27 protein-coding genes are annotated in these 26,433 nt (G+C 41.6%); 19 read left to right on the top strand and 8 right to left on the bottom strand.

The window, feature by feature from the left end; genetic code table 11:
• Window positions 1-9 precede the first annotated feature (9 nt).
• The 9 genes from AC3ISE_RS19800 to AC3ISE_RS19760 all read left to right on the top strand — a co-directional run bounded on the left by AC3ISE_RS19800 (window position 10) and on the right by AC3ISE_RS19760 (window position 9,628).
• Complete coding sequence (locus AC3ISE_RS19800) at window positions 10-990, top strand: DUF294 nucleotidyltransferase-like domain-containing protein (RefSeq protein ID WP_489222297.1); 981 nt, start codon at window positions 10-12, stop codon at window positions 988-990.
• Window positions 987-1,718 (top strand): exonuclease domain-containing protein, encoded by a 732-nt coding sequence (locus AC3ISE_RS19795; protein ID WP_489222296.1) that lies wholly within the window; start codon window positions 987-989, stop codon window positions 1,716-1,718. Before AC3ISE_RS19800 ends, AC3ISE_RS19795 begins: the two co-directional genes overlap by 4 nt.
• A gap of 113 nt (window positions 1,719-1,831) precedes the next feature.
• Window positions 1,832-2,722 carry a YegS/Rv2252/BmrU family lipid kinase gene (locus AC3ISE_RS19790; RefSeq protein ID WP_489222295.1) on the top strand — a complete coding sequence of 297 codons (891 nt, stop codon included), beginning with the start codon at window positions 1,832-1,834 and terminating at the stop codon, window positions 2,720-2,722.
• Window positions 2,723-2,734: 12 nt separating this feature from the next.
• The gene (locus tag AC3ISE_RS19785) at window positions 2,735-3,046 is read left to right on the top strand and encodes an iron-sulfur cluster biosynthesis family protein (protein WP_489222294.1); all 312 of its coding nucleotides are present in this window, start codon (window positions 2,735-2,737) and stop codon (window positions 3,044-3,046) included.
• Window positions 3,047-3,183: 137 nt separating this feature from the next.
• Window positions 3,184-4,203 carry a LacI family DNA-binding transcriptional regulator gene (locus AC3ISE_RS19780; RefSeq protein WP_489222293.1) on the top strand — a complete coding sequence of 340 codons (1,020 nt, stop codon included), beginning with the start codon at window positions 3,184-3,186 and terminating at the stop codon, window positions 4,201-4,203.
• Window positions 4,204-4,305: 102 nt separating this feature from the next.
• The gene (locus AC3ISE_RS19775; RefSeq protein ID WP_489222292.1) at window positions 4,306-6,420 is read left to right on the top strand and encodes an amylo-alpha-1,6-glucosidase; all 2,115 of its coding nucleotides are present in this window, start codon (window positions 4,306-4,308) and stop codon (window positions 6,418-6,420) included.
• 71 nt (window positions 6,421-6,491) lie between these two features.
• On the top strand, window positions 6,492-7,742 hold the full coding sequence (locus AC3ISE_RS19770) for an ABC transporter substrate-binding protein (protein ID WP_489222291.1): 1,251 nt from the start codon (window positions 6,492-6,494) through the stop codon (window positions 7,740-7,742).
• Window positions 7,743-7,885: 143 nt separating this feature from the next.
• Window positions 7,886-8,785: a carbohydrate ABC transporter permease gene (locus tag AC3ISE_RS19765; RefSeq protein ID WP_489222290.1), complete on the top strand. Its 900-nt coding sequence runs from the start codon at window positions 7,886-7,888 to the stop codon at window positions 8,783-8,785.
• A gap of 15 nt (window positions 8,786-8,800) precedes the next feature.
• A complete protein-coding gene (locus tag AC3ISE_RS19760) occupies window positions 8,801-9,628 on the top strand; it encodes a carbohydrate ABC transporter permease (protein WP_489222289.1) in 828 nt (275 codons plus the stop codon).
• Between the two features lie 188 nt (window positions 9,629-9,816).
• On the opposite strand, the gene AC3ISE_RS19755 is transcribed toward AC3ISE_RS19760, so the two are convergent.
• Entirely contained in the window at window positions 9,817-10,257 is a 441-nt protein-coding gene (locus AC3ISE_RS19755; protein WP_489222288.1) for an SRPBCC family protein, read from the bottom strand.
• 179 nt (window positions 10,258-10,436) lie between these two features.
• On the bottom strand, window positions 10,437-10,760 hold the full coding sequence (locus AC3ISE_RS19750) for a hypothetical protein (RefSeq protein WP_489222287.1): 324 nt from the start codon (window positions 10,758-10,760) through the stop codon (window positions 10,437-10,439).
• Window positions 10,761-10,869: 109 nt separating this feature from the next.
• Between AC3ISE_RS19750 and AC3ISE_RS19745 the strand changes: the two genes are divergently transcribed.
• Window positions 10,870-11,349, top strand: coding sequence for a TlpA family protein disulfide reductase (locus AC3ISE_RS19745; RefSeq protein WP_489222286.1), 480 nt, complete (start codon window positions 10,870-10,872; stop codon window positions 11,347-11,349).
• Between the two features lie 33 nt (window positions 11,350-11,382).
• On the opposite strand, the gene AC3ISE_RS19740 is transcribed toward AC3ISE_RS19745, so the two are convergent.
• The 3 genes from AC3ISE_RS19740 to AC3ISE_RS19730 form a co-directional block, all read right to left on the bottom strand.
• Window positions 11,383-12,396 (bottom strand): YeiH family protein, encoded by a 1,014-nt coding sequence (locus AC3ISE_RS19740; RefSeq protein WP_489222285.1) that lies wholly within the window; start codon window positions 12,394-12,396, stop codon window positions 11,383-11,385.
• A 419-nt stretch (window positions 12,397-12,815) separates the two neighbouring features.
• On the bottom strand, window positions 12,816-14,039 hold the full coding sequence (locus AC3ISE_RS19735; RefSeq protein WP_489222284.1) for an MFS transporter: 1,224 nt from the start codon (window positions 14,037-14,039) through the stop codon (window positions 12,816-12,818).
• 4 nt (window positions 14,040-14,043) lie between these two features.
• Complete coding sequence (locus tag AC3ISE_RS19730) at window positions 14,044-14,478, bottom strand: MarR family winged helix-turn-helix transcriptional regulator (RefSeq protein ID WP_489222283.1); 435 nt, start codon at window positions 14,476-14,478, stop codon at window positions 14,044-14,046.
• Window positions 14,479-14,615: 137 nt separating this feature from the next.
• On the opposite strand from AC3ISE_RS19730, the gene AC3ISE_RS19725 reads away from it, so the two are divergent.
• Window positions 14,616-14,918: a hypothetical protein gene (locus tag AC3ISE_RS19725; RefSeq protein ID WP_489222282.1), complete on the top strand. Its 303-nt coding sequence runs from the start codon at window positions 14,616-14,618 to the stop codon at window positions 14,916-14,918.
• 37 nt (window positions 14,919-14,955) lie between these two features.
• Here the strand turns inward: AC3ISE_RS19725 and AC3ISE_RS19720 are convergent, their stop codons facing one another.
• A complete protein-coding gene (locus tag AC3ISE_RS19720; RefSeq protein WP_489222281.1) occupies window positions 14,956-16,305 on the bottom strand; it encodes a GntP family permease in 1,350 nt (449 codons plus the stop codon).
• Window positions 16,306-16,454: 149 nt separating this feature from the next.
• Window positions 16,455-17,300: a MurR/RpiR family transcriptional regulator gene (locus tag AC3ISE_RS19715; RefSeq protein WP_133312592.1), complete on the bottom strand. Its 846-nt coding sequence runs from the start codon at window positions 17,298-17,300 to the stop codon at window positions 16,455-16,457.
• Window positions 17,301-17,444: 144 nt separating this feature from the next.
• On the opposite strand from AC3ISE_RS19715, the gene gnd reads away from it, so the two are divergent.
• The 3 genes from gnd (at window position 17,445) to AC3ISE_RS19700 (ending at window position 21,212) form a co-directional block, all read left to right on the top strand.
• The gene (gene gnd / locus AC3ISE_RS19710) at window positions 17,445-18,344 is read left to right on the top strand and encodes a phosphogluconate dehydrogenase (NAD(+)-dependent, decarboxylating) (protein ID WP_489222280.1); all 900 of its coding nucleotides are present in this window, start codon (window positions 17,445-17,447) and stop codon (window positions 18,342-18,344) included.
• 98 nt (window positions 18,345-18,442) lie between these two features.
• The gene (gene gntK / locus AC3ISE_RS19705) at window positions 18,443-19,975 is read left to right on the top strand and encodes a gluconokinase (protein WP_489222279.1); all 1,533 of its coding nucleotides are present in this window, start codon (window positions 18,443-18,445) and stop codon (window positions 19,973-19,975) included.
• A 430-nt stretch (window positions 19,976-20,405) separates the two neighbouring features.
• Window positions 20,406-21,212, top strand: coding sequence for a 6-phosphofructokinase (locus AC3ISE_RS19700; protein WP_489222278.1), 807 nt, complete (start codon window positions 20,406-20,408; stop codon window positions 21,210-21,212).
• A 275-nt stretch (window positions 21,213-21,487) separates the two neighbouring features.
• Here the strand turns inward: AC3ISE_RS19700 and AC3ISE_RS19695 are convergent, their stop codons facing one another.
• A complete protein-coding gene (locus AC3ISE_RS19695) occupies window positions 21,488-21,925 on the bottom strand; it encodes a GNAT family N-acetyltransferase (RefSeq protein WP_489222277.1) in 438 nt (145 codons plus the stop codon).
• Between the two features lie 238 nt (window positions 21,926-22,163).
• On the opposite strand from AC3ISE_RS19695, the gene AC3ISE_RS19690 reads away from it, so the two are divergent.
• The 5 genes from AC3ISE_RS19690 to corA all read left to right on the top strand — a co-directional run bounded on the left by AC3ISE_RS19690 (window position 22,164) and on the right by corA (window position 26,402).
• Window positions 22,164-22,799 (top strand): lysozyme family protein, encoded by a 636-nt coding sequence (locus tag AC3ISE_RS19690; protein WP_489222276.1) that lies wholly within the window; start codon window positions 22,164-22,166, stop codon window positions 22,797-22,799.
• A gap of 286 nt (window positions 22,800-23,085) precedes the next feature.
• Window positions 23,086-23,637: a DUF3231 family protein gene (locus AC3ISE_RS19685; RefSeq protein WP_489222275.1), complete on the top strand. Its 552-nt coding sequence runs from the start codon at window positions 23,086-23,088 to the stop codon at window positions 23,635-23,637.
• 124 nt (window positions 23,638-23,761) lie between these two features.
• Window positions 23,762-24,679, top strand: coding sequence for an ABC transporter ATP-binding protein (locus tag AC3ISE_RS19680; protein ID WP_489222274.1), 918 nt, complete (start codon window positions 23,762-23,764; stop codon window positions 24,677-24,679).
• Entirely contained in the window at window positions 24,663-25,430 is a 768-nt protein-coding gene (locus AC3ISE_RS19675; protein ID WP_489222273.1) for an ABC transporter permease, read from the top strand. The genes AC3ISE_RS19680 and AC3ISE_RS19675 overlap by 17 nt, the downstream gene beginning before the upstream one ends.
• A 15-nt stretch (window positions 25,431-25,445) precedes the next feature.
• Complete coding sequence (corA, locus tag AC3ISE_RS19670; RefSeq protein WP_489222272.1) at window positions 25,446-26,402, top strand: magnesium/cobalt transporter CorA; 957 nt, start codon at window positions 25,446-25,448, stop codon at window positions 26,400-26,402.
• Window positions 26,403-26,433: the final 31 nt, after the last annotated feature.

Genomic DNA, 26,433 nt, shown 5'->3' with positions numbered 1-26,433 from the left:
GTGCGGTAAATGGGAGAAAGCTACGAATCAATTCGTTCATGGAAAGATGAAGAGATTAATAAATATACATCTGATACGCAATCATTAAATCAATTTCATGATAAAGTCATGCGGGCGGTTTTTGACGCATCTCTGCAAAAGCTGAAGGAGGAAAAAGGGACTCCTCCTTCACCCTTTACATGGTTTGTGATGGGGAGTGCAGGGAGATTTGAACAGGGGGTCATCAGTGACCAGGATCATGGAATGATTTATGAAAAAAGCGGTACGGATGCAGATCAGTACTTTCTGGCGCTTGGAAAAGAAGTTTCCCGTGGTCTTCATCTTGCAGGATATCCTTATTGCGAAGGAAAAGTCATGAGCTCAAATCCTGTCTGGTGCAAATCGCTTGGAGCTTTTGAAGAACAGCTTTTAAAATGGATGGAGGAAGTCAGCTTTGAGTCTATGAGGTATCTGCAGATTTTTGTGGATGCAAGAGTGCTTGCGGGAGAAGAAGCGTTTATACATCATTTAAAACAAGTGATTGATGAATGCCAGAAAAAGTCTCCGAAGCTTTTACAGCGATTTATGGATAATATCATGCATCTGAAGCCTTCTGTCGGTCCCCTCGGGCAAATTTTTACCGAGAGCAGCGGACCGTATCAGGGATCACTGAATTTAAAGCAGGCTGCTTTTTTGCCCTATGTAAATGCAGTAAGAATTCTTGCTATTAAAGAAGGGATATTAGCTGCATCCACATTGGACCGGATTGATGAGCTCAGCAAAGACGAGTTTTATCGAAACGAGCTGAACGACTATAAAACCAGCTTTGCCAATCTGCTGCAGTTTCGAATGTCTAATTTAAAGAGAATCAAAGAATACGATGATGTACATTATCTTCCCATTCAGAAGCTCAGCCGCGCTGAGAAAAAAGAAATGAAAACCATTCTGAAAAATGGAAAAAAACTGCATCACTTTGTACAGGGAATCATTGAAAAGGGTGTTCATAAATGAAGTCGAATCCGTTCGTTCATTTTATAAGAGAGGTGCATGGAAAGTTTCAAACGAGTGTTTTTGGAACGGCTCAAAGCGGGCAAAACTCCCAGCAAATCGCGTTTCTGCGTCAGCTGCAGCGTGAAATGAAAGCAGAAGAGGCGCTGTCGGTTCCACTGGACGCTCTGAATGTAGTTGTCTTTGATATTGAAACAACCGGTTTTTTTCCAGATCAGGGGAACGAAATCATTTCCATCGGTGCGGTGAAGGTGAGCGGGTGTATACTGAAGGAAGAAGAACGTTTCTACTCGCTTGTCAGGCATGAAAATGGGATGTCTGATGAAATCCGCGAGTTAACGGGAATCAACGATGATGATTTAAAGGATGCTCCTTCCCTTGAAGAAGCGATGATTGAATTTTTTAAGTTTGTAAAAGGAGATACTCTTGTTGCCCATCACTCTTCTCATGAAAAAAACTTTATGCAGCATGCAAGCAGGAAACTGTTCCGCGCCCCGTTCAAGCACCGGATTGTGGACACTTCTTTTTTATACCGCATTGCTGAACCAAATGCAGAGTTTGTAAGGCTTGAAGACTGGTGTGATCATAAAAAGATTCCTGTTATAGACCGCCATCATGCATTAGGCGATGCGATTTTGACAGCTAAACTATGGTGTAAATATGTTGAGGACGTAAAAGGGCTCGGCTGCAGAAACCTGCGTGATATTTACGAACGGATCGCCATACTGTGATAAAAAACATTACTTCAGTAAAAGGAGTAATGTTTTTTTTATATGGATGGTTCAAATTGTATATTTTAGGGGTAAGGTAAATTATAGACATTTAAAGTCGAGGGGGAAATGGTTTGAAGCAGGCAATGTTAATTGTAAATCCATCTTCAGGCAAGGAAAAAGGAACTGAATATACGGAACACGCTTTAAAAACAATGAAGAACATGGGCTATGAAACAGAGCTTCGCGAGACTAAAGGCGAGGGAGATGCTATGGATTTTGCCAGAGAAGCCTGTGAACGAAAGCTTGATTTTGTTGCGGCAATGGGCGGGGACGGCACGATTAATGAAGCGATAAACGGGATTGCGGAACAGGATCACCGGCCTTTATTCGGTTTAATCCCCCTCGGTACGGTAAATGATTTTGCGAGAGCGCTCAATATTCCTCTCGATCCTGAAGAGGCCATTACTATTATGGAGCAGCAGCATACAAGGAAAACAGATGTTGGAAAAATCAATGATCGATATTTTATTAATATAGTAGCTGTCGGTGCTCTAGCTGAGGCATCTTTCTCTACACCTGTTGAGCAGAAAACAAAACTTGGTCCGCTTGCCTACATCATTGAAGGAGTAAAAAAGATGAAGGAGAAGCAGCCTTTTGAACTCCGGGTCCAATCCGATGCGGGTGTATGGGAGGGTGAAGCTTTGCTGATGCTTATAGCTCTGACAAACTCAGTCGGCGGATTTGAAACGATCGCACCAGAAGCAGAGGTAAACGACGGCATGCTTCACGTCATCATTATTAAAGATGTTGCCCTGCCGCAATTTCTGCTCCTGCTCCCGAAAATCATGACGGGTGAGCTTGCAAGCAGCGAGCATGTTGAATACTTAAAGGTGCCAATGATAGAAGCTTCCTCCACTTATGAAATGATTGCGAACGTTGACGGTGACGAAGGGGATAAGCTTCCGATAAAAGTGGAAAATCTAAAAAGACACATTGAAATACTGGTACCAAGGGAAGAATAGGAGGTTCGTTATATGAATATAACGATTACGGAACAAGCTAAAAGCAAATTAAGTGAAATACCGGATGATAAGATGATCCAGCTATCTTTTGACCGGGGGAGCTGTGATATTGTGAATACGCTGTATGAAATGAAGGTCATTGGTAAAAGAGAAACGGAATCATACGAAAAAGTGATTACATCAGAAAAGCTGGATTTTATCGTTGATGATGACTTTGAAGATACATACGATCATGAGCTGACGATTGATTATTTGAACAATTTTTTTGTATTTAAAAATAAGAATCAGACATTTAATAATAGAATAGGGCTGCGTTACGTTTAAAAGAAGGAGGGGAGCTTCCTTCTTTTTGTTCTTTTTAATAAAAGACACATGGTTCAGAAAAAAAGATATTGCAAACGCTATCAAGATAAAGTATGATTTCAATCAAAGGGATCCGAAACGTTTTGGAGGAAAGAATTTTGACGACAATTAAGGACATTGCGAAGGCCGCAGGAGTATCCGTTACGACTGTTTCAAGAGCATTAAACGGCTATTCGGATGTGAATGAAAAGACGAGACAAAAAATTTCCAAAATTGCTAAAGAATTAAACTACAGTCCTAATACGCTTGCGCGGGGATTGGTCATGAAGAAATCAAAAACCATTGGTATGCTCGTTTCAGGCATGGACCGCGTCAGTTCGAAGGATAATTTTACCTTTGAAGTACTGTCAGGGGTTAATGAATGCATTTCTGAACGGGATTACGATCTGGTGCTTTTCAGTACAACGACAACCAAACAGCGGGAGAAAACCTATTCCCAGCTATGCAGGGAACGGCGGGTAGATGGAGCCATTCTTCAAGGAATGAAAATCGATGATCCGTATTTAAAAGAGGTTGTTGAGAGTGATATTCCCTGTATGCTCATCGATATTCCCATTGAATCGAACAGTGTTGGCTATGTGACGACAGATAATGTGCTCGGAGCAAAGCGGGCTGTTGAACATTTAATCAGCTTGGGACATACAAAAATAGCTTTGATTAATGGCCATGATCAGGCATATGTCAGCAAAAAAAGGCTGAAAGGCTATCTGGATGCACTAATGGAAGCAAATCTTGAAGTGAATGAAGACTGGATCGTCAGCGGTGATTTTTCCGAGGAGAAAGCGGAATTGGTTACAGAAAGGCTTCTTGAAGAACACCCTGAAATAACGGCCGTTTTTTGTGCAAGTGATTTAATGGCGCTTGGCGCCATGAAAAGTGCGAAAGCATCAGGCATACCTGTTCCGGAAGGGCTATCTGTTATTGGCTATGACAACATTCTGCTTGCTTCCTACTCAAATCCTGCACTAACGACGATCGCCCAGAATAAATTTGAACTTGGCTACCAGGCTGCAAATGCTCTGATCGATATGCTTGAAGAAAAAAGCGGATCGAATGTCATAACCCTTAAAACGGATTTGATCATTAGAGAATCAACTAAAGAAAACCACAGATTATAAGTGGTTTATCCATAAAATCCGAAACGTTTCGGGAGTATTAATGGAAAGTTATATTTTTTTATAGTAAAACCGAAACGTTTCGGAACATCAAGGAGGACAAAGATGGACTACCGTGTGATAAAAGAAAATGACTTATTTTTGCTGACAGATACAAATGGGAATATCCCTGAAAACCATCCTTATGGTTTAGGGCTTTATACAAAAGACACACGTTTTTTAAGTAAACTGGATTTGAAGATTAATGGGGAAGACCCTATTTTGCTCTCATCCGACGCAGATCAAAACTATAAAGCTGATATTCTCCTAACAAATCCCCATATGGAAGAAGACGGAGAACTGATTTTATGGAGAGAATCCGTAGAGATTGAACGGTCACGATTCATTTATGATGATGTCCTTTACGAAGAGATAAAAGTGAAAAACTATTTTCCAAAGCCTGTGAGATTTGAAATCAGCATCCATGCTGATGCAGATTTTCTGGATATGTTTGTTGTCCGCGGATTTCAAAATGGAGATCTTGGCAGCAGAACAGGTCAAACGGCTGAAGGGAATACACTTTCCTTTCACTATGCAGGCGCGGACAATGTGGATCGCAGCACATTGATTACGTGGGATAAAGAAGCTAAAAAAGTTGATGAAAAAGGAAAAGTCGATTTTGAATTTGAATTAGCTCATTCTGAGACAGACAGTGTCACACTTGCGATTCGTCCGCAAATCGGTGAAGCAAAACCAAACACTGCTGCGCAAAAAGATGATGCAATGCGCAAACTTGAAGAATCCTATCAGGTATGGAATGAAAAAGCAGCAAGCATTAAAACAGATTTTGCCCCTCTTCAGCGTCTTGTTGACCGCGGATTGAATGATATGAGGGTTTTGCTGACAGATGTAGGATTTGGTCCATTTCCAGTTGCCGGGCTGCCTTGGTTTGGCGTTCCATTTGGCCGTGACAGCTTAATTGCAGCTTTGCAGATCCTGCCATTTCAACCTGAAATTGCAAAAGGAACCCTGCTTACGATGGCGCATTATCAAGGTCAGAATGTGGATCCATGGAGAGATGAACAGCCGGGCAAAATCATGCATGAGATTCGTTTTGGAGAACTCGCTGCTACAGGTCAAATCCCGTTCACTCCTTATTACGGAACGGTTGATGCCACACCGCTGTTTTTGATTCTTCTATCAGAGTATGTGAAGTGGACAGGTAACACGGAATTTGCTTTGAGTCTTGAGAAAACAATTGAGAACGCTTTAATGTGGATCGATGAATATGGAGACCGCGACAAAGATCTTTTTGTGGAATACCATCAGGAATCAAGCAAAGGCATTGCGAATCAAGGCTGGAAGGATTCAGGCGATTCTGTTGTTCACAGAAATGGAGAATACGCAAAAACGCCTATCGCACTTGCAGAGGTGCAAGGATATGTCTATCAGGCCAAAATGGGACTGGCTGATATCTATGAAACAATGAATCAAACAGAACGTGCAGAACAGCTTCGCAGACAGGCGAATTCTCTCAAGGAAAGATTTGATGAGGAATTCTGGATGGAGGATGTTCAGTTCTATGCCATCGCACTTGATGAAAAGAAAGAACAGGTCGGAACGATTACCTCGAATCCAGGTCACGTTTTATTTTCAGGAATGCTGAATGAGGATCGAGCGAAAGCTGTAACGGAGATGCTTGTCTCACCTAAGATGTTTTCTGGATACGGAATCAGGACGATGGCTGAAGGCGAATCAGGCTACAACCCGATGAGCTACCACGATGGCAGCATCTGGCCGCATGATAATAGCATCTCTCTTCTTGGCATGAGCAAAACGGGTTATCAGCAAGAAGCAGGCAAAGTGATTAGCGGGCTCATTGATGCTGCAGCTCATTTCGAATATGACCGTCTGCCGGAACTTTTCTGCGGATACGACAGCTTGGGCGGCAAAGCAGTGAAATACCCTGTGGCCTGTTCACCTCAAGCATGGGCAGCAGGTACACCGCTTGTCTTTATCCAGTCGATGCTGGGGTTATTTCCAGACAGCTTAAAGAAGGAAATCACACTCTCACCGGTTTTATTGGATGGGATGAATGCTCTGGAAGTTCAAAATATCTCAATTGGAGAAGGACATTTATCAATTGCAGTCACTCGCAGCGGAGAGACCTTTAAAGTGGAAGTTCTAAAAAATACAACAGGATATCCATTAAAATCATCAGGAACACTTGTCCAAAAATAAGCAGGTTTACTTCAATCTTTTGGAAGGCAGCTTCCTTTAGATCATAAAAAGCAATGGAAGGGGAAACGGCAATGAAATCAAGAAAATGGTTAGCGGGGTTCGGAGTTGCTTCTATGTTATTTACAGGGGCTTTGGCAGGATGCAGTTCTGATAAAACATCTAAAGAGGGCGCAGACGGAGAAAAAGTGGAAGTGACGCTTGCTGGATGGGGCGGAAATCCGACGGAAGAAAAGCTGTTAAAGCAAACGATTGAAGACTTTGAAGCGAAGCATCCTAAAATTGATGTCAAGCTTGAGGTTATTACAGAACAATATATGGATGTTATTAAAACACGTTTGATCGGCGGAGAAGGACCGGATGTTTTTTATCTGGATGCATTTGAAGCTCCTGGTCTGATTGAAACGGGCGTTATTGAACCTTTAGATGAGTATGTTACAAAGGATTTTGACGTTGAAGATTTTGAAAAGCCATTATTGGAAGCGTTTATATCTGAGGATAAAACGTACGGTTTCCCAAAAGACTATTCAACTTTAGCGCTCTTTTACAACAAAAAAATGCTTGCTGATGCCGGCGTAGAGGTACCTAAAACGTGGGAAGAGTTCCGCGAGGCATCTAAGAAACTAACGAAAGACGGGCAATACGGATTTGGCGTTGCGCCTGAGCTTGCACGCCAATACTGGGTGGCTGAATCACTTGGCGGCGATGTGGTAAAAGAGGATAAAGCAAATTTTGCATCTGATGAAGTGGTAGAAGCATTAAAACCGATTATTGATATGCACAATGTCGATAAATCAGCGGTTGAAGCAAAAGAAGTAGGCGCAACCTGGGGCGGAGAAATTTTCGGGCAGCAAAAAGCGGCTATGGTGATTGAAGGCAACTGGGCAATCCCATTTTTAGCGGATACATTCCCTGATGTTGAGTACGGAACAGCTGAGCTGCCGGCGATTAATGGCGAGAAGTCAACGATGGCTTACAGTGTTGCTTATGTCATGAATGCTGCTTCTGAAAAGAAAGAAGCGTCATGGGAGCTGCTTTCATACCTGACTGGAAAAGAAGGCATGGAGACATGGACCAGCAAAGGCTATGCTCTGCCGACCCGTAAATCCGTTGCAGAAAAGCTTGGCTATGACAAAGATGAGCTGCGCGGACCGCTTGTAGCAGGCGCTTCTTATGCAACTGTATGGTCAGAAGGCTCAAACCTTCCTATTATCGTGAATAACTTCAACAACCAATTTATGAGTGCGTTCCTTGGCGACCGTCCGCTTGAAGAAGCATTAAAAGAAGCGGAAAAACAGGCAAACAGCGAAATCGACTCAAAATAAGAAAAAGAGGCTGAGAAAAGGGAAATGCTTGTTTCCCTTTTCTTCTTTAAAATCTGCACTGGTTCTTTCTGACGAAGTCCTTTTTACTTCGTCAGAAAGAGTTTGTGCAGGATTTACTTAAAGTGGGGGGCTTGAATAGCAAAATGAAAAATCTATTTTCCAAACGAACATTAAGAGAGGCTGGACAGGGCTACTTTTTCATGTCGCCTACATTATTTGTCTTACTTTTATTTATCATTGGTCCCATTTTTTATATTGTCTTTCTATCGTTTCATAAAGTGCAGCTTCTGGGAACAGCAAGCTATGATTTTGTCGCTTTTGAAAACTTCACAAGAATTCTTGATGACACCAGGGCCCAGATCGCTTTGTGGAACACATTTAAATATGTGTTGATTGTTGTTCCGTGTCAGACGATTCTCGCGCTGATCCTTGCGGCAACATTAAATGCAGGAATGAAGGGTCAAACATTCTTCAGAATTGTGTACTTTCTGCCTACCCTGACATCGTCTGCTGTATTAACCCTGATTTTTATGTGGATGTACAACAAAAATGGATTAATCAACAACGTATTAGACACACTCGGCCTGCCGACCTATAACTTCCTTGGAGACCCGAATATCGCGCTTAATGCGATTATGATTATGAATATTTGGTCAACAGCACCGTTTTTCATGGTAATTTATTTAGCTGCTCTGCAGGATATTCCGGACTCCCTTTACGAAGCAGCGGAGCTTGACGGGGCTAATACCGTTCAGAAATTCTTGAAAATTACGGTGCCGCACTTGCGCCCGGTTACATCATTTGTCGCGATTATGGGCTTAATCGGAACGTTCCAGCTTTTTGATCAGTCCTACATTTTCTCTGCGGGATCAGGGGGACCTGATAATTCAACCTTAACCGTTGTTCTTTTAGTCTATCAGTATGCGTTTAAAAATCTCGGAACAATGGGATACGCAGCGGCTCTTGTTCTGCTGCTTGCGATTGTGATTCTTGTGGCGACATTGCTGCAGCGGAAATTTTCAAAAGAAGAGTCACTCTACTAAAAGGAGGATGGAAAGATGAAAAAGAAATTTGGAATTGGAAAAGCGATTGTATACGTGATTCTAGTACTCTATGCTGTTACGACACTTGTGCCGTTTTTATGGGCTCTTTCCTCTTCGTTTAAAACGCTGCAGGAAATAGTCAGCGGCACCCTAAGCTTTATTCCTAAAAACTTTACGTTTGATAACTATAAGCAGATTTTCATAGAGCAGGAGCTTTTCCCAAGATGGATGTTTAATAGTATATTAATTGCCGTCATTGGAACGATTTTAAATTTATTGTTCAATTCTATGGCAGGATATGCTCTTGCAAGACTCAGCTTTCCCGGTAAAAAGGCGCTGTTCATTACGATTCTTGCTGTCCTGATGATTCCGGCCCAGGTCACGATGATTCCAAACTACTTGATTTTAAAAGAGTTTGGCTGGCTGAATTCGTATCAGGGTATGATCGTTCCGGCGATGATTAACGCAACGTTCATTTTCATGATGCGACAGTTCTTTATCAACTTTCCAAAAGAATTGGAAGAAGCAGCTGAAATGGATGGCCTCAGCAGGCTTGGCACGTTCTTTAAAATTGTTCTGCCGCTTGCAAAACCGGCTCTTGCTGCACAGTCAATCTTCGTATTTATGGGCTTCTGGAACGATTTCATGAGACCGCTGATTGTGATGACAGATATTGAAATGTTTACTCTCCCGCTTGGACTGAATACCTTTAAGGGTCAGTTCGTCAGCTACTGGAACTATATTATGGCAGCATCCATGGTGTTTACGCTGCCGGTTCTGCTGATTTATGCGTTCTTCAATCGCTATTTCATTAAGGGAATTTCATTTACAGGCGGTAAATAAGAAAAGCGGAATCGCCCGTTTAGCTCCGACAGACAGATAAGGCTTCGCCAGAAAAGGCGCTTTTTGCCTTTACTGGCGGAGCCGTTCTGGCCGAGGAGTTGGGCGATGGAGCTAGACATCGAAGCGCAAAATTTTATACTTTCTTATCTCTTAAAAAAGAAGCTGGTGCATGTGCATCAGCTTCCTTTTTACTTTGTTAAAGCATCTTCACAATATCTTTTTAATTGCTGCAGCAGCGCCTGCGCTAATTTTTCGGTCAGTTTGCTTGAAAGCTTGCCCATGATTTTTGCGAATGCCGATAAATAGATCACCTCATAGGTCTGGGTAACCTTTGTTTCACCCTGCAAATCTTCAAGGTGATAGGAGATCACCATTTTAAATGCCTTGCTTTCTAAGGAATACGAATAAGTTTCCGGTTCAATCACTGCAACGTTTTTTCCATGAAAAGAGGTTCTCATCGCACCTTCTTTTTGAATCTGGATAAAGGCTGCACCCTCCGCTTTTTCTTTTGGAGGGTGTTCATATCGAATGCTTTCAATTTCCTTTGTCCACGTTTCGCGTGCGGATGGAGTGGATAGTTGTTCAAAGACGAAGCCGGCTGGTGCTTTAATAACGACTGTATGCTTCAAGATATATAATCCTCCGATTTCATTGAATGATGCAAACTTTCTTTTACTATATCAAATATAAGGTGTGAAATTCTCTTTTATAAAAAATCTTCGTGTTGAAGGGACTTTCTAGATAGAAGATGCATCCTGCTTTCAAAATGGCAAAAAGCTGATCTTCATACAGATCAGCTTTTTGTCATTTATTCTACTTTATACTTTAGGTAACTGTAGTTCTCTGTCGGCTTCACGTCAACTGTTTTTCCATCTGCATCTTTAAGGACTTCAAATTCCTGATACGTTTCCACCCGATATCCATCTTTTACTTCGGATGCAATTTTCTTATCCTCGAACACTGTAAACAGCAGCTGCTCCTTTGCCGCAGTTTCTGTTTCTTCATCAGCAGCCATAGGAAAAGTTCCGGTTTCCGTATTATGTGCCTGAAATGAATCTAAATAGGCCATCATTCCAATCAGGAGAACGAGGAAAAAGAGGGTGAAGATTTTTGAACTTGTTTTAGACAGCAACACCAGCCGCTCCTTTCAAAAACTTCTTAATTCATATGTACGCTCGTCTTACAGGAATATGTCCAATCTTCAAGGAGAATGATAAGGTTAAAAAAGGAAGGTGATCTTTATGAGGGGAATGATCCTGCTTGTTGTTCTTTTCTGTTTTTGGATCCCGCTGGAACAATCTGATGCAGCAAAAGCACCTGAACTTAAACTGACGGATATCAACCAGAAAGAACATGAATTAAAACCGCCCTACGATCGGACCATTGTCCTGAATTTCTGGGCATCCTGGTGCGGCCCGTGCAAAATGGAAGCTCCTGACTTAGTGAATCTTGCCGAGAAATATAAAGGTCAGGTGAAGATTTATGCAGTGAACATGACGAATCAGGATTCCGCGGAAGGAGCGTATATGTTCGCTAAAGACTATGGATTTTCATTTCCGGTTTTGCTTGATCAAACAGGAGAAGCTTCATCCATGTACAGAGTAGCAGCGGTGCCGACCACTTTTTTTGTAGACAGGAATGGAGAAATAGTGAGTGTTCTTACTGGGTACGGCGGGGCGGAATTGCTTGAGAAGAGGGTAAGAGAGTTGATAGGTAAATGAAGAGCCGGTCATCCATAGACCGGCTTAGTTTTTTTAATTCAACCCCAATAACAGAACCAATCCATACCCCGCCACAGACAGCACCACAGACCCTGTCAAACCGGCAATCAGCGGCTTAGCGCCAAGCTTTTTAAAAGATTTTAAGTTGACGTTCAATCCCAGTCCGGCCATGGCCATGCCAATTAATAGGTAGGATAAGAAGACAATGAAAGCAGCCGTTTCCTCTGATGCAATCCCGGCTGTATTCAATCCGCTCATGAAAAGAAATCCAAGAATAAACCATGGGATTGGCAAGGATGAGGGAGCCCCATCTGTCTTTTTTTCACTAAATAGGATTCCGACTATTAAAGCAGCGGGTACAAGCAGGGCGACACGGGTTAATTTTACGATTATGGCCATATCCTCTGCTTCGGCTCCTCCGATCGATGCCGCAGCTACGACATGTGCAACTTCATGAAGCGTTCCTCCCGAAAAAGCACCGAACCCATAGGGTGTTAGATTAATAAATGAATAGATAAAGGTGTAAAGCAGGGTAAAGGCCGTGCCTAAAATGGCAATGGTTCCTGCACTCACAGCAGTCTCCTCGTCATTCGCTTTGACTATTGGGGCAATTGCTGCAACTGCTGCGGCACCGCAAATCGCTGTTCCGCAGGCGGTGAGGATGCTGATTTTCTTATCCACTTTGAGAAAGCGTGATAGAACATATACAAGAGGTATGGTAAAGAGGATGACGATCAGGGATAGGACAAATACATTGAATCCTGCTTGATAGAGGTCTGATAAATTCAATCTCATTCCGAGCAAAATAATGCCGAATCGCAATAGCTTTTTGCTTGAAAATGCTGCTCCTGCAAGCACTGGTTCACTTATACCAGCAGAAGCTCTCCACATGATTCCAATCATCATGGCGATAATAAGCGGTCCGATTATGGAGAATAAGGAGAAGCTTGCTATATAAGAAGCTGCAGCTGCAAAAATAAATGTCAGCAAAATTCCCTGCATAAATGGAAAAAGCTGCTGTTTTTCCTTTGTTTGACTTTTTAACATGATGTACACTTCCTAAGCAATTCGTTCTCCTTTTACTTTATCAGTGAGTTTGTTATTAGTAAAATAAATATTCATTATCATTATTATTAGTATTTTAAATGATTAAAAGTCGGATGTTCAAGGAAGTTAGTTGAAAAGTTCAATCATAGTGTAAAAGAAATGCTCTTTTCGTAAACTTTGTTGCTATTAAAAAAATGTTTATCCTCTAAGTGGATTGTAGGGGATAAACTTGACTCCTGCGGGAAATAGAGGGAATTGGGAGACCCCACAGGCAACGCCGAGGAGGCTCCCAGCCGGACCGCTGAAAGCAAGTTCCTGTAGCGGAAAGGAACGGACAACATCTATAATCGAAAACAACAATCTATGCATACACAGCCAAAAGAAAAACCATCACTCCTATTTGAAGTGATGGTTTCGAATTATCCATTTGCTTTTAAATAAGTTGCTGGTTCTGATTTCTCTTCTTTAGCAGAAGCTGCGGTTCTGCCATGCAGAAAATAATACACAGCCAGGCATCCCAGGATGAAAAATGAACTGAAGAAATACAGAGAACTGAATGCAATTTTAGTCGTGATGACACCTACAAGGAAGGAGCCAATTCCGATTCCGATATCAAAAATGGATAAGAAGGTTGCGGTGGCAAGCCCTCTCCGTTTAGGTTCAGCAGACTGAATAGCAATCGTTTGAAAACTTGGAAACAGCGTTCCCCAGCCTAAGCCGATAAGTGCTGCAGACAGTAAAAAGGTAAACGATGTATCCGCCATACTTAAAAGCACCATGCCAGCTGCAAAACAAACAATCGCAGGATAAATAATGACGTTTGCCCCGTATTGATCAAACCATCTTCCTGTGAATGGTCTTGCAATCAGCATAACGATGGCATATACGACGAAGAAGTAGCTTGCTGCCTCAATTAAGCCTATTTCTTTTGCATAAACCGAAACAAACGAAAGAATAGAAGCATAGACAAGGGCAAATAATCCTGCAACAAGGGCAATCGAAATCGCTGTTGGTTCAAATAATCCTTTCAAACCTTTGCTGCCGGCTGAAGGCATCACTTTGCTGCTTGCTTTTACAGCCTTTGGCAGCTTGATTATAAGACCTGAGAACAGAGAGAAAAAGGCAGTAAAGATACAGATGCCGAACATCGCTGCTGTTCCCCATTCTTCCATTGCGGTAAGTCCTAGAAAAGGACCAATGACCATGGCAAGGTTCATTGACATCGCATAGTAGCCCATTCCTTCCCCACGGCGGGTTTCAGGGATAATGTCTGCAACGATCGCTCCTGCAGCTGTTGTAGCCATGCCGAATCCAATCCCGTGAAAAAAGCGGAGAAGAAACAATCCGTTCATTGTATTTGTAAAATAGTAGAGAAGAGATCCTAAAGCAAAGATAGAAAGAGAGGATATCAGCACAATCCTTTTTCCATAGCGCTCAATCCACTTTCCCGCAAAAGGGCGGATGACAATCGCTGCAAGCAGAAAAATGGTCACAATCAGACCTGCTTGAGATGGCTTGCCGTTTAAGTCATGAAGAGAATAGATCGGAAGTGTGACAAGCAAATAATAAAATGTTAAAAATAGAAAAAAGCTGCTTAAAGATATAGAGAGAAAATCTTTCGTCCATAGTTTTTGTTCTTTCATTCTTTCATCTCCGTTCTGTCTTTCTTATGTGCTGAAGCCAATGCTGGATGTATGTCCGGAGAGGATCTTGCATGTCATCAGGAATTCCTTTGAGTAAATCATTCTCCATTTCTAAAACGGATTTTTCCCATAGAGCATAATCATTTATTGCTTTATCTGTCAGCTTAATATGCTTTGTCCGTTTATCTGAACCTGGAGTTTGAAGAACATATCCTTGCTTCACAAGCCTCTGAATGGTTCGTGTCATAGGCGGAGCTTCAATTGAGAGATAGTCACACAGCTCTGTCTGTGTCAGAGTTCCATATTTTTTTAATGTGAATAAGACAGTCCACTGCGCACTGAACAGGCCATGAGGCTGCAGGACCTCATTCAGCCGTTTTGTAAGCTGCCTTGAAAGCTGCTGAATGGAGTGGAAAAGATTCTGATCGATTTCTGACATATCATTTCTCCTTGAAAATTAGTTACCTAGGTAATTATAACATAAAGTCATAAAAAGTTACCTGGGTAACTATTGGATAAATTTCTTTAAAGAGGACATCAATTGTGAGAAAATGAAGGGGAGGAGCGTGATCATGCATGTTTATTATGCTCGTTGTTGTTTCTATTATTTATGCGCTTCTTGCGGTCGTCTATACGGTCTTTTTTATTGAGGCAATAGCTGAGCGAAAGAGATACAAGCTTCAGCATCTCCTGCATATTATCTTATGGTTCACGGCTGCGTTTGCCCTGAGCATCAATCATGCTGGGACACATCTGTACTGGATGATTTATTTGCTTGTCTCTATATCTATTACCGCTGCTGTCTATTCTGTCAGTTTTTTTCGCGGGAAACAAATATGTGAGAAGACTGTGTTTCAATTAATTAAAACCAGGCCATAAAAAAATCCTCAAGCAATCGCTCGAGGATTTTTCTTTTTTATACAAACATACTTAGAATCAATATGAACACAAGTGCTGCCACAGAAATGATCGTCTCAAGCACTGTCCATGTTTGAAGCGTTTCTTTAACAGTCATTCCAAAATACTCTTTAATCATCCAGAAGCCTGAATCATTCACATGAGACAGAATGAGTGAGCCTGCACCGGTTGCTAAAACAAGAAGCTCAAGGTTTACACCTGGAACCACAGCTGCAATTGGAGCTACGATACCGGCTGCTGTCATCATAGAAACAGTGGCAGAACCTGTTGCAACACGAATCATTGCAGCAATTCCCCATGCAAGAAGAATCGGTGAAACGTTTGATTCTTGTGCAAGCTGTGCGATGTAATCGCCAATGCCTGAATCGAGAAGAACTTTATTAAACGCGCCTCCAGCACCGATAACTAATAGAATTGTAGCAGTAGGAGCAAGGCAATCGTTTGTCAGCTTCAGGATCTTATCACGGTTCATTCCGCGGAAGAAACCTAGACTGAAGAATGAGTAAACGGTTGCGATTAATAGAGCAACAACAGGATCTCCAAGGAATCGGAAGACTTCAAATGCAGTGCTTTCTTTTGATAAAAACAGTTCTGCGATCGAAGCAGAAAGCATTAAGAAAACAGGAATTAATACTGTAATAACTGTATTTAAAAAGCCAGGAAGCTCTTTTTCATCTTTTTGTTCTGTCAGCTGGTCGCCAATTTCCTTTGGAACGGTTTTGTGGATGCGTTTTCCAATCCATTTACCATAAACAGGACCTGCTAAAATGGCAGTCGGAAGACCGACAATAATCGAATAAAGAATGGTCATGCCTACATCAGCTTTGAAGATCCCGACAGCTGCCATTGCGGCAGGATGCGGAGGCACTAAACCGTGTACAACCGATAAACCGGCTACAAGCGGAACGCCAAGACTGACGAGTGAAACTCCAGTTCGGCGTGCAATTGTGAACACAAGCGGAATCAAAAGAACGAAACCAACCTGGAAGAATACAGGTATACCAACGATGAAAGCAACAAACATCATCGCCCAGTGAACATTTTTTTCTCCGAATTTTGCAATCAGAGTGTTGGCAATGCGCTCGGCACCGCCTGATTCTGCCATCATTTTGCCAAGCATTGTACCAAGTGCAAGAACGATTGCAAGAAACCCTAACGTATTTCCCATACCTGCTTTGATCGAGTCAATGATACCAGGAACCTCGGGATTTGTAGAAATAAGCGGCATTCCAGTCGCAAGACCAACACCGATAGCGGTTACAATTAAAGCGACAAAAGGATTCAGCTTTGCCACAGTTATGAGCAGTAGAAGAGCAACGATTGCTGCAAAGACGATAAGTAATAACATGGATAAAATCCTTTCTTGTTTGAAGATTTGAAAGCACTTTCAACTAGTGATTCTGATTATATGAAAAATATTTTTTAAAATCAATACATTTATGAAAAAATATTTTATTTTATTGAGCCAGAAAAAAAGAGAACCCAGGAGGCTCTCTGTTAAACGCGTGTTTCCGAGATGGCATCCCGGACTTTTTCCAATGATTTTTTTGCATCATCTTTATTTGAAATCATCATGTTTACATACAAAGCATCTATAAGACTGAGCTGGCCAATTCTAGAAGCGAGCGCCTCTGACCGATACTCGGTTTCTTCTGAGCTTGTATAGAGGGAGACGTCCGCATTTTGACCGATTGGAGATTTCGGAAATCCAGTAATGCCAATGGTTTTTGCCCCGTTTTTTCTGGCTGTATTCATCACCTTAATGGTATCCTTATTCGTTCCTGAGTGAGAAATCACGACAGCAACATCGCGGTCGGTCAGCTGTGAAGCCGACATCAGCTGAAAGTGTGAGTCAATAAACGCATAGGCCGAAATTCCAGTTCGAATAAACTTATGATAGGCATCCATCGCGATAATGGCTGATCCTCCCGTTCCATAAAAGTTAACGCGGTTTGCGTTTGAGAGGATGCGGGCAGCCTTTTGAATGGAGGAAAAATCCAAGATTTGAAGGGTGTTTTCAAGTGTTCGGATATTGGAGTGAAAAACTTTTTCAGCAACAGCCTTTTCATTGTCATTGTCATTAATTTCTTCGTAAATCTGCTGAACCGGGCTCATAATTTCAGAAGCAAGCGCAATTTTCATCGCCTGGTAGCCTTTAAAATCTATGCGCTTACAAAAACGGAAAACAGTTGCTTCTGCAACACCAAGATTATCTGCCACTTCATTGATTGTGCTATGAATAATTTCTTTCGGGTTCTCCAAAATATAATCAGCTATCTTTTTTTCTTTTTCACTTAACCTTGCATAATGAGAACGAATACTTCCTAAACAATTTTGCCCCATAAAGTATGACCTCGCTTACATTTTCTAAAAAAAGTATAGCATAAAAAGAATGTGAAAAAAAATTTCTTGGAAACGATTGCATGAGAAAAAAATTTTCGTATAATGGTTATAGGACAAAAACAAGATATAAAGGAGTTTTACAACATGCAAGTAGGTTTAATCGGTTTAGGGAAAATGGGATATAATCTTTCACTTAATTTAATAGATCATAAACATGAGGTTGTCGCATTTGACATCGACTCAGATGCTGTAAATAAAATTGCTAATATGGGTGCGGCTGGTTCATCTTCTATTGAAGATCTAGTTTCTAAGCTTAAAGCACCAAGAACGGTATGGATGATGGTGCCTGCAGGCGTTATTACAGAAAACGTGCTTTCAGAATTAAAAGATCTTCTTGCTCCTGGCGATATCGTCATTGACGGCGGAAACTCTAATTATAAGGAATCCATTCGCCGCGGAAACGAATTGAAGGAACTTGGCATCCACTTCTTTGATGTAGGCACAAGCGGGGGAATGGAAGGCGCAAGAAATGGTGCCTGCACGATGATCGGCGGAGAAAAAGAAGTGTTTGCTTCAATCGAACCTCTGTTTAAAGATATCTGTGTTGAAAATGGATATCTTTATGCAGGAGCTATGGGAAGCGGCCACTATTTGAAAATGGTTCATAACGGCATTGAATACGGCATGATGCAGTCTATTGCAGAAGGCTTTGAAGTCCTTGAGAAAAGCCAGTTTGACTTTGATTACGAGCAGGTTGCAAGAGTATGGAACAACGGTTCAGTTATTAGATCATGGTTAATGGAGCTTTCTCAAAATGCATTCTCTAAAGACTCAAGACTTGATGGCATTAAGGGAGTTATGCATTCATCGGGCGAAGGAAAATGGACAGTTGAGGAAGCACTGGATCTTCAGACTGCTACGCCGATTATCGCTTTATCCTTAATGATGAGATACCGCTCGCTCGATGAAGATACATTCTCAGGAAAAGTAGTCGCAGCGCTGCGCAATGAGTTTGGCGGACATGCTGTCGTAAATAAAGATTAATACGTTTAGGCATTGAAATGATAAGGGAAGAGGCTTAGTAACAAGCATCTTCTTTTTCATTTTTAAAAATGATTTGGGCACTGTAAGGAGGAGTCACCATGAATCAGAAATTTGTAATCGGAGTAGATATTGGAACAACAAGTACAAAATCCGTATTGTTTAAAATAGACGGAACAATCGTTTCAACATTTGGAGTGGAGTATCCCCTATACTCGCCTAATCCTGAAACAGCAGAACAAAACCCGCATGAGATCTTTCAAGCTGTGATTAAAACAATTAAGGAAGTAAGCAGCAAAGTGAATCCAGCTGATTTGCTGTGCGTGTCTTTCAGCTCTGCGATGCACAGTGTCATCGCTGTTGACCGTGATGGCACACCGCTCTCAAATTGCATGACGTGGGCAGATAACCGCAGTGCCAAATGGGCAGAAACAATTGCAAAAGAAATGAATGGCCATGAGATTTATTTACGCACGGGCACACCTATTCACCCGATGTCCCCTCTGTCTAAGATTACGTGGATCCGAAATGAACAAACAGACTTATTTTTGAAAACGTTTAAATTTATTTCCATTAAAGAGTACGTTTTCCATAAGCTGTTTAAGCGTTTTGTTATCGATTATTCTATTGCTTCTGCAACTGGGCTGTTTAACCTGGAGTCTCTAGACTGGGATAAAGAAGCCCTTGAAGTCGCAGGGATAACGCCTGAACATCTTTCAGAACCTGTAAATACTACATTCTCATTGTCGGGACTCGATGCTGTATATGCAGCAGAAATGGGCATTCCTGCAGAAGTTCCGTTTGTAGTCGGTGCAAGTGACGGAGTATTGTCAAACCTTGGCGTTAATGCAATTCAGCCTGGAGTCGTTGCCGTTACAATCGGTACAAGCGGCGCCATCCGGACAGTTACGGACAAACCTGTGACAGATCCAAAAGGACGGATCTTTTGCTATGCTTTGACGGATGATAAATGGGTAATCGGCGGTCCGGTTAATAATGGCGGAATGATTTTCAGATGGGTACGCGATCAATTAGGATCTTCTGAAATGGAAACAGCCAAGCGTTTAGGCAAAGATCCATACGAAGTGCTGACTGAGATTGCATCACTTGTGAAGCCGGGATCTGACGGCTTGCTCTTCCATCCGTATCTTGCCGGCGAGCGAGCGCCACTTTGGGATGCAAACGCGAGAGGTTCCTTCTTCGGGCTATCTCTTCACCATAAAAAAGAACATATGATACGCTCTGTATTAGAAGGCGTTATTTTTAACTTATATACTGTGCTGCTTGCCCTTGAAGAGCTGATCGGCGAGCCGAAAAAAATTCAGGCAACAGGCGGATTTGCCCGTTCAGAATTATGGCGCCAGATGATGGCGGATATTTTTGATCAGGAGGTTTCTGTTCCTGAAAGCTTTGAGAGTTCATGCTTAGGTGCTGCGCTTCTTGGTTTATATGGACTTGGACATGTGGAATCTCTTGATGTAGTATCAGAAATGGTTGGCGGTACCCACCACCATAAGCCGATCTCAGAACATGTTGAGGTTTATAAAGAATTAACACCAATTTATATTCGCCTTTCACGCCTTCTGAAAGAGGAGTACGCAAGCATAGCGGCTTATCAGCAAAAGCATATTTAGAAAGACTCAGTTCGCATTAGTTGTTGCTTTGCGTGTTATTTCACGCGAAGGAGTTCTCTGTCGTGCTCTTTTCCTGAATTTGAGGTTACAGAGCTATTTTATAGGACGTAAGGAATGTGAAAAATCCAACATCTGAATTTTTCACTTACTGCTTCCAGCAACAAAGTTTACGAAAGGCTCATTTCGTAAACTTTGTTGTTATTAGACTACATGTTAAAATTCTTAAGTGGATTGTAGCGGAAGGAACTTGACTCCTGCGGGAAATAGAGCGAAATGGGAGACCCCGCAGGCATGCCGAGGAGGCTCACACGCTCCCCGCGGAAAGCAAGTTCCTGGAGCGGAAAGTAACGAGCTACATGTATTATTTAAAAAACAATCCATGGGAAAACAGACTTATGAAAAGAGCCTATAGAAAAGAAAGAGGGATAGCATGCGCATCGGAGTTCTCGGCATCGATACTATAAATGAAACGAAGTCTATCACCCAGGCCATTACCCAGTACGCCTCTGAAACGAACAGCGTCATAGAAGGGCTTGAATGGCATGCAGCATTATCAGAACTTCAGGCAGAAGCTCTGGAAAGCTGGGTTCGCTCTGTATCTGAAAAAACAATCATTGAGAACAAGGAAAGTTTTCTCAAAGTCATCGAAACATATGACGCTGTCATCGTATTCGGCGGAAGCAAGAAGGCTGTCGACTTATTGTCTTTGGCACAAGTGAAGCTGCTTTTTCTTCCAATCTCTATTTTAGCTGACAGCTCACTGGGATACGATACCGCTTTAAATGAAGTTGTAACAAATGTACTTAAGGTAAAAGATACAATCAGCTCTCTTTTATATATGAAGCAGAGAGTGTGCTGTGTTCAGCTCCCTGGTGAGGAACTGTCTGATTTAATGCGGGATGCGGCGTCAGCCGTTGATGGTCTTGTTGTTACAGGCGGAGAATCTGTGTGGATGCACGCTGCAGATTATCTCAAGAAAAAAGATCAAAAAGGAGTGACTTATTCTTTCTTGATTATTAACGAGTCCATCCGCCCGGAGCAGCTTGGTGCATTCCTGCAGCAGCAGATGGATCTTGATTTTAAAGAGCTTATCTTTGATGAATCCCAGTGCATGAGCTCTCGTCCGACTGCCGCAGACCGGATTATTGAGAAAAACCTGTCTCAGTCTGTATACGAATGGCTGAAAAGCACTGATGGCACAAGGCAGCTGACAATCGAAAATAAAGAAGTAAAATGAAGAGAAGCCTGCAGCGGTCGAATGCTGCAGGCTTTTTTAGATGGAAAAAATAGCAGAAGCAGCTGTTTTTCAGCTGATAAAAGAGAAAGCCGACTTTATAAACAAGCATGCTAATGAAAAAAAGCCGAAATCTATATGGACTTCAGATTCGGTTAAATGATCGTTAAAAACCGTTAATAAAATGCTCATTTTCAAAATGATTTGCTCTTTGCCAAGTCAGCATATGATGATAAACAGCCGACTCCGCAGTATGCAAAAAAACCGCCGGAGCGGTTCTACAAAGGTTTTACCATCAAAACATTTAACCCTTTTGAAGGCAAATGAAAACGGTGATCCGTTTCTTTAAAGCCCAGGTGCTGATAGTACTCAACATTCTTCACGCTTGTTGTGCACCAAAGCATGGCTGCATTCAGCTGTGTGAGTTTATTTTCAGCAAATAAAAGCAGTGTCTGCCCTCGGAGCTGGTTGCGGTGCTCAGGATCGATTGCTAGGCCGCGGAGACGGTAGACGTTTTTTTGTTTTATTTTTTCATGTGTTTCTTTAAAAAAAGATGCGGTTCCAATCAACGTTTCTTCCTTGAAAGCACCAATGTGAAGCGTATCTTCTTTTTTATCACGCGTATACCCGCATTCATCAATCGAATGGTCAGGCATAAGCACTTTTTGCCTTAAGGCGTATGTATGTTCTGCTTCAATTTGTTTTATTTCAAACATGCAGTATCCCTCACTTTGATGTACAAGAAGTTTCATAGAGTTAAGACGAAGGCAAGGTCAAAAAAGTTTCATATCAGACTCTGGCCTTATGGATAGAAAGACTTCAGGCCGTATCCTTCCCTCCCATTCTACCTTATTCTTAGATTGATTAGAAGCAGGCAGAAAGCTCACTATTGATGAGATTGCTAGAATCATTATAATGATAGATACAAGGGGAAAAGGGAACGGAGTATGAATAATGATAAAATTCCTTAAAAATAGTATAGGCTTTATTCTGGTTTTGTTTCTTGCATTTTTTGTGCTGACCATTTTTTATTCTGCAGAAAATAAACTTCCTGTTACCTATCCGAATGACGGATTTGAAAATGTAAAGAAGTATGAGCAGCTGATTACACAGGAGCTTGCAGAGTATCAGCTTGAAGAATATACGCCGCTTGTTCTTGCTCTGATGCAGCAGGAAAGCAAAGGAGTGGGCGGGGATCCGATGCAGGCCTCTGAATCTGCCGGGCTTCCGAGGAATACGATTGAAGATCCGGCTAAAAGCATTGAGCAGGGCGTCAATTATTTTCAAAAAAGCTTGCAGTATGGTAAAGAACGAAATGTGGACGAGATGACAGTCATTCAAGCTTACAATATGGGAATTGGCTACATTGATTTTATTGTGAAAAATGGCGGCAAACACAGCGAGGACCTCGCAAAAGAATTTTCGATGTTACAGGTCAAAAAGCAGCCGGAAATCTACAATTGCGGCGGAGATAAAGAGAACTTCCGCTATCCATACTGCTATGGCGATTTTACTTACAGCACGAAGGTGCAGGAAAACGTGAATACTCTGACTGAAACAGCATCTGCAAAAAAGAATGATCAAATGTAATTTAAAGAGACTCAAGACTGCGTGGAGTCTCTTTTTTCATATATGTTAATAAAAAAAGACCTTGACGCTATTTAAGGAGAGAGTTATTATAAAGACAGTACTTTATTACTTAAAAGCATAAACGCTTAAAAGTGAAACAGAGAAGAGCCTAGCCGAGATAAAGTTTAGATCAGGGAGTATGCTAATGTCATTTAGATGACGGAGCATGCTCCCTTTTTAGTTTTTTACATGTATAAGCAAATACTATTTAGTTAAATGGGAAATATATGGATTGGAGGTGTTCACAATGTTAAAAGTCATTGAGACAATCAAAAATATGATTAAATTATCTGCTGATGGTGAGCCAAAGGCGCCTCTGCATGTGGGGGAAGTAATGGCACTTTGGACATTATCCACTTTAATGGAAGAAGCCGTGGTGTTTTATGGTGTGTTTTTAAATACAACAACAGATACAGAGCTGATTAAAAACATTAATACAGCAAAAAAAGAAACGTCAGACGTGATTCAGAACCTCAAAGAGTTTTTAATAAAAGAGGGAATCCCGCTGCCGCCTACTTCAGAAGAGAAGCCGCTATCAAATCCAGGAAATGTTCCATATGGAGTCCGGTTTACTGACAATGAAATCGCCAATTTCCTGAGTGTGAAAACGGCAACCTATATAACCTTTTGCGGAACGGCACTCGCTCAGACTGTCCGGAACGATGTTGCCGTCATGTTTTTATCCTTTTTAACGGCTGTCATTCAATATAGTGTCAATTTAAAGAGTTTGATGGTCGAGAGAAGCTGGCTTAAGGTGCCGCCATATTTTCAGCCTCCGGGGCATCCGCAAGATACATAAATATTCCTGAAAACTGTCTGAGGCATTCTTATCGGCAGTTTTTTTCGTTTACCGTTCCTCTGCCATCCTTCTTTCCGAATCTTCATCTTCCGGTATATACTGTTGATAGGAGGAGGGATGCTGCATGAAGAAGGTCATTCTCAGCGTAAAAAATGTGGACAAGTCAATAGGTCAAAAACAGCTGCTTCATCAAATTTCCCTGGACGTATATGAAGGAGAAATATTCGGGCTTCTGGGTCCCAATGGCTCAGGAAAAACGACATTAATCAGGTCCATCCTTGGACTCGTTAAGATAGATTCCGGAGAAATCACAATCAATCAGCACTCGGTTCACAGAGAATTTGAAAAAGCGATTTCACATGCTGGAGCCATTGTTGAAAATCCAGAATTCTATCCCTTTATGACGGGTTATCAGAACCTATCGCATTTTGCCCATATGCACAGAGGCATCAGTAAAAAGAGGATTGATGATGTTGTCAGTCTTGTTCATATGGGGAATGCGATCCACGACAAAGTAGAAACGTACTCTCTTGGGATGAGACAGCGCCTTGGAATTGCACAGGCCATTTTACATAAACCTAAGCTGCTCATTTTGGATGAGCCGACAAACGGACTGGATCCATCTGGCATCAGAGAGCTTAGAACCTATTTAAGAGAGCTTTGTGAAAAAGAAAATGTTTCCGTTATTATTGCATCTCATCTTCTTAAAGAAGTTGAGGAACTGTGTACAAGAGCTGCCATTATTAGAAGAGGGCAGATCGCTGCAGTAAATGAGATTGGCAAGCAGAAGGATGAACTGCTTAAAGTGGGGTTTGAATTATCAGAGGGCAAGCGGGCTATGCAAATTTTACATCCCCAATACTCTGCAGTCATTCACGATAATGGCATCTCTTTATTAATCAAGAAAGATGAGATTCCAAAAATCAATCAAATACTCGTGCATGGAAAGATCGATGTCTATTCCATCCAGCCTGTTTATAAGTCATTGGAAGACTCCTTTATCGAGCTTACGGAGGAAATGTTCCATGATGAAGTTAATTAAAATCGAGCATATGAAACTGCTTTTTCAGAAAAGCACCAGCGCTCTTTTTATTACACTTGCTGTGGTCAGCATCTTAATGTCAGTCATATCAAAACGAATGTTTTCCGGTGCGGGAACCAATGAATTTGTACTGGGATATGTATCACTGACTACAGGTTTCTTATTTGTACTGCCTTTCTTTGCACTTGTGATTGCCGGGGCTATTGTGGCAAATGAATTTACGTGGGGCACAATTAAATTTCTGCTCATCCGTCCTGTAGTCCGCACGAAAATTCTTCTGGCGAAATACATCACATCTGTTTTGTTCGGATTGTACTTTTTACTCTTCTATTTTGCACTGTCTGTCTTATTAGGACTAATTTTCTTTGGGACAGCGGGCGAAACGTGGGAAACAGAGTTAATAAAAAGCATCGGTCTGAATTACCTTACCGTATTCATTGAAATGATCATGATTTCAACATTTGCTTTTATGATCTCTGCTGTATTCAGGAACAGCTCTCTTGCTATAGGACTGTCAATGTTCATCACGTTTTCAGGGAAAACCTTCGTCCAGCTCCTTGCACATTACAATTTGGAGTGGGGAAAGTACATCCTGTTTGCCAATACAAGCCTCAAGCAGCATCTTGAAGGGAACAGGCCGTTATTTGAGGGGACAACAATGGGATTTTCCATTGCTGTTTTGTGTATTTATTTATGCCTCTTTTTCGCAGCAGCATGGGCAGCTTTTACGAAGCGCGATGTGTCGATTTAAAGGAGATGGAACATTTTGATTAAAACGATGGCAGTCGATCATAGCGGCAGCATCATTCACTCAGTCGATTTAAAGAATTTTTCACTTGATTCATATAAAATGATCTGGCTTGATATTTATCCTGAAAAAGATGAGGAAGGGAAAGTGCTGAAGGATCTTTTCAACTTTCATCCTTTAGCTATTGAAGACTGTTTTCACTTTCTCCAGAGGCCGAAGCTTGACTATTATGACGGGTATCATTTTTTCGTTCTTCATTCTATTAATAAAGATACGATGGAGGCCGAGGAAGTGGATGTTTTCCTGTCTGAGAAGTATATAGTAACCTTTCATTTACATCAGTCGGAAGAAACAGAGCTTCTTTATGAAAAAATAAAGCAAATAAATAATGTGAAATCTCTTACACCCAACTATGTCTTTTATGAATTGTTGGATAAACTTGTGGATTTCTATTTTCCGCGCATAACTGAGATGGAAGAGACGCTGAATGCGCTTGAGAGCGGGGAATTCAGAATCAAGCAGATCATGAAGCAGGTGTTTGAAACGCGTTCAGGCTTGCTTAAGTTAAAGCGGACCATCTATCCTATGAGAGATTTGCTTTACCGGCTATTAAATTCAGAAAGACTGAATATCCCAAAGAATGAAAGAACCTATTTCATGAATGTGTATGACCATCTGATAAAACTGTCCGAGCTGATTTCTGCCAATATGGATTTCACTGCTGAAATAAGGGAAAATTATATCTCGGTTAACTCTTATCGGGCAAATACTGTGATGATGACACTGACTGTCATTACAACTATTTTTATGCCGCTGACCTTTATAGCAGGGGTTTATGGCATGAATTTTGACAACATGCCAGAACTCAGATGGGAATACGGCTATTTTTATGTACTTGGAGGAATGGGCTTCCTAAGTTTCATGATGTTTATTTGGTTTAAACGGAAAGGATGGTTTGATAAAGACCAAATATAAAAGAGTGCCTGACTGTTTCTGCAGTCAGGCA

The organism is Metabacillus sp. KH_069 (assembly GCF_057838075.1).
This window is presented reverse-complemented; position numbering and strand designations above follow the sequence as displayed.

Bases quoted from the DNA above. Each gene is read 5' to 3' on its own strand.
- AC3ISE_RS19800 (WP_489222297.1), top strand. From the start codon at position 10: ATGGGAGAAAGCTACGAATCAATTCGTTCATGGAAAGATGAAGAGATT.
- AC3ISE_RS19795 (WP_489222296.1), top strand. From the start codon at position 987: ATGAAGTCGAATCCGTTCGTTCATTTTATAAGAGAGGTGCATGGAAAG.
- AC3ISE_RS19785 (WP_489222294.1), top strand. From the start codon at position 2,735: ATGAATATAACGATTACGGAACAAGCTAAAAGCAAATTAAGTGAAATA.
- AC3ISE_RS19775 (WP_489222292.1), top strand. From the start codon at position 4,306: ATGGACTACCGTGTGATAAAAGAAAATGACTTATTTTTGCTGACAGAT.
- AC3ISE_RS19770 (WP_489222291.1), top strand. From the start codon at position 6,492: ATGAAATCAAGAAAATGGTTAGCGGGGTTCGGAGTTGCTTCTATGTTA.
- AC3ISE_RS19765 (WP_489222290.1), top strand. From the start codon at position 7,886: ATGAAAAATCTATTTTCCAAACGAACATTAAGAGAGGCTGGACAGGGC.
- AC3ISE_RS19760 (WP_489222289.1), top strand. From the start codon at position 8,801: ATGAAAAAGAAATTTGGAATTGGAAAAGCGATTGTATACGTGATTCTA.
- AC3ISE_RS19745 (WP_489222286.1), top strand. From the start codon at position 10,870: ATGAGGGGAATGATCCTGCTTGTTGTTCTTTTCTGTTTTTGGATCCCG.
- AC3ISE_RS19740 (WP_489222285.1), bottom strand. From the start codon at position 12,396: ATGTTAAAAAGTCAAACAAAGGAAAAACAGCAGCTTTTTCCATTTATG.
- AC3ISE_RS19735 (WP_489222284.1), bottom strand. From the start codon at position 14,039: ATGAAAGAACAAAAACTATGGACGAAAGATTTTCTCTCTATATCTTTA.
- AC3ISE_RS19730 (WP_489222283.1), bottom strand. From the start codon at position 14,478: ATGTCAGAAATCGATCAGAATCTTTTCCACTCCATTCAGCAGCTTTCA.
- AC3ISE_RS19725 (WP_489222282.1), top strand. From the start codon at position 14,616: ATGTTTATTATGCTCGTTGTTGTTTCTATTATTTATGCGCTTCTTGCG.
- AC3ISE_RS19720 (WP_489222281.1), bottom strand. From the start codon at position 16,305: ATGTTATTACTTATCGTCTTTGCAGCAATCGTTGCTCTTCTACTGCTC.
- AC3ISE_RS19715 (WP_133312592.1), bottom strand. From the start codon at position 17,300: ATGGGGCAAAATTGTTTAGGAAGTATTCGTTCTCATTATGCAAGGTTA.
- gnd (WP_489222280.1), top strand. From the start codon at position 17,445: ATGCAAGTAGGTTTAATCGGTTTAGGGAAAATGGGATATAATCTTTCA.
- gntK (WP_489222279.1), top strand. From the start codon at position 18,443: ATGAATCAGAAATTTGTAATCGGAGTAGATATTGGAACAACAAGTACA.
- AC3ISE_RS19700 (WP_489222278.1), top strand. From the start codon at position 20,406: ATGCGCATCGGAGTTCTCGGCATCGATACTATAAATGAAACGAAGTCT.
- AC3ISE_RS19695 (WP_489222277.1), bottom strand. From the start codon at position 21,925: ATGTTTGAAATAAAACAAATTGAAGCAGAACATACATACGCCTTAAGG.
- AC3ISE_RS19690 (WP_489222276.1), top strand. From the start codon at position 22,164: ATGATAAAATTCCTTAAAAATAGTATAGGCTTTATTCTGGTTTTGTTT.
- AC3ISE_RS19685 (WP_489222275.1), top strand. From the start codon at position 23,086: ATGTTAAAAGTCATTGAGACAATCAAAAATATGATTAAATTATCTGCT.
- AC3ISE_RS19680 (WP_489222274.1), top strand. From the start codon at position 23,762: ATGAAGAAGGTCATTCTCAGCGTAAAAAATGTGGACAAGTCAATAGGT.
- AC3ISE_RS19675 (WP_489222273.1), top strand. From the start codon at position 24,663: ATGATGAAGTTAATTAAAATCGAGCATATGAAACTGCTTTTTCAGAAA.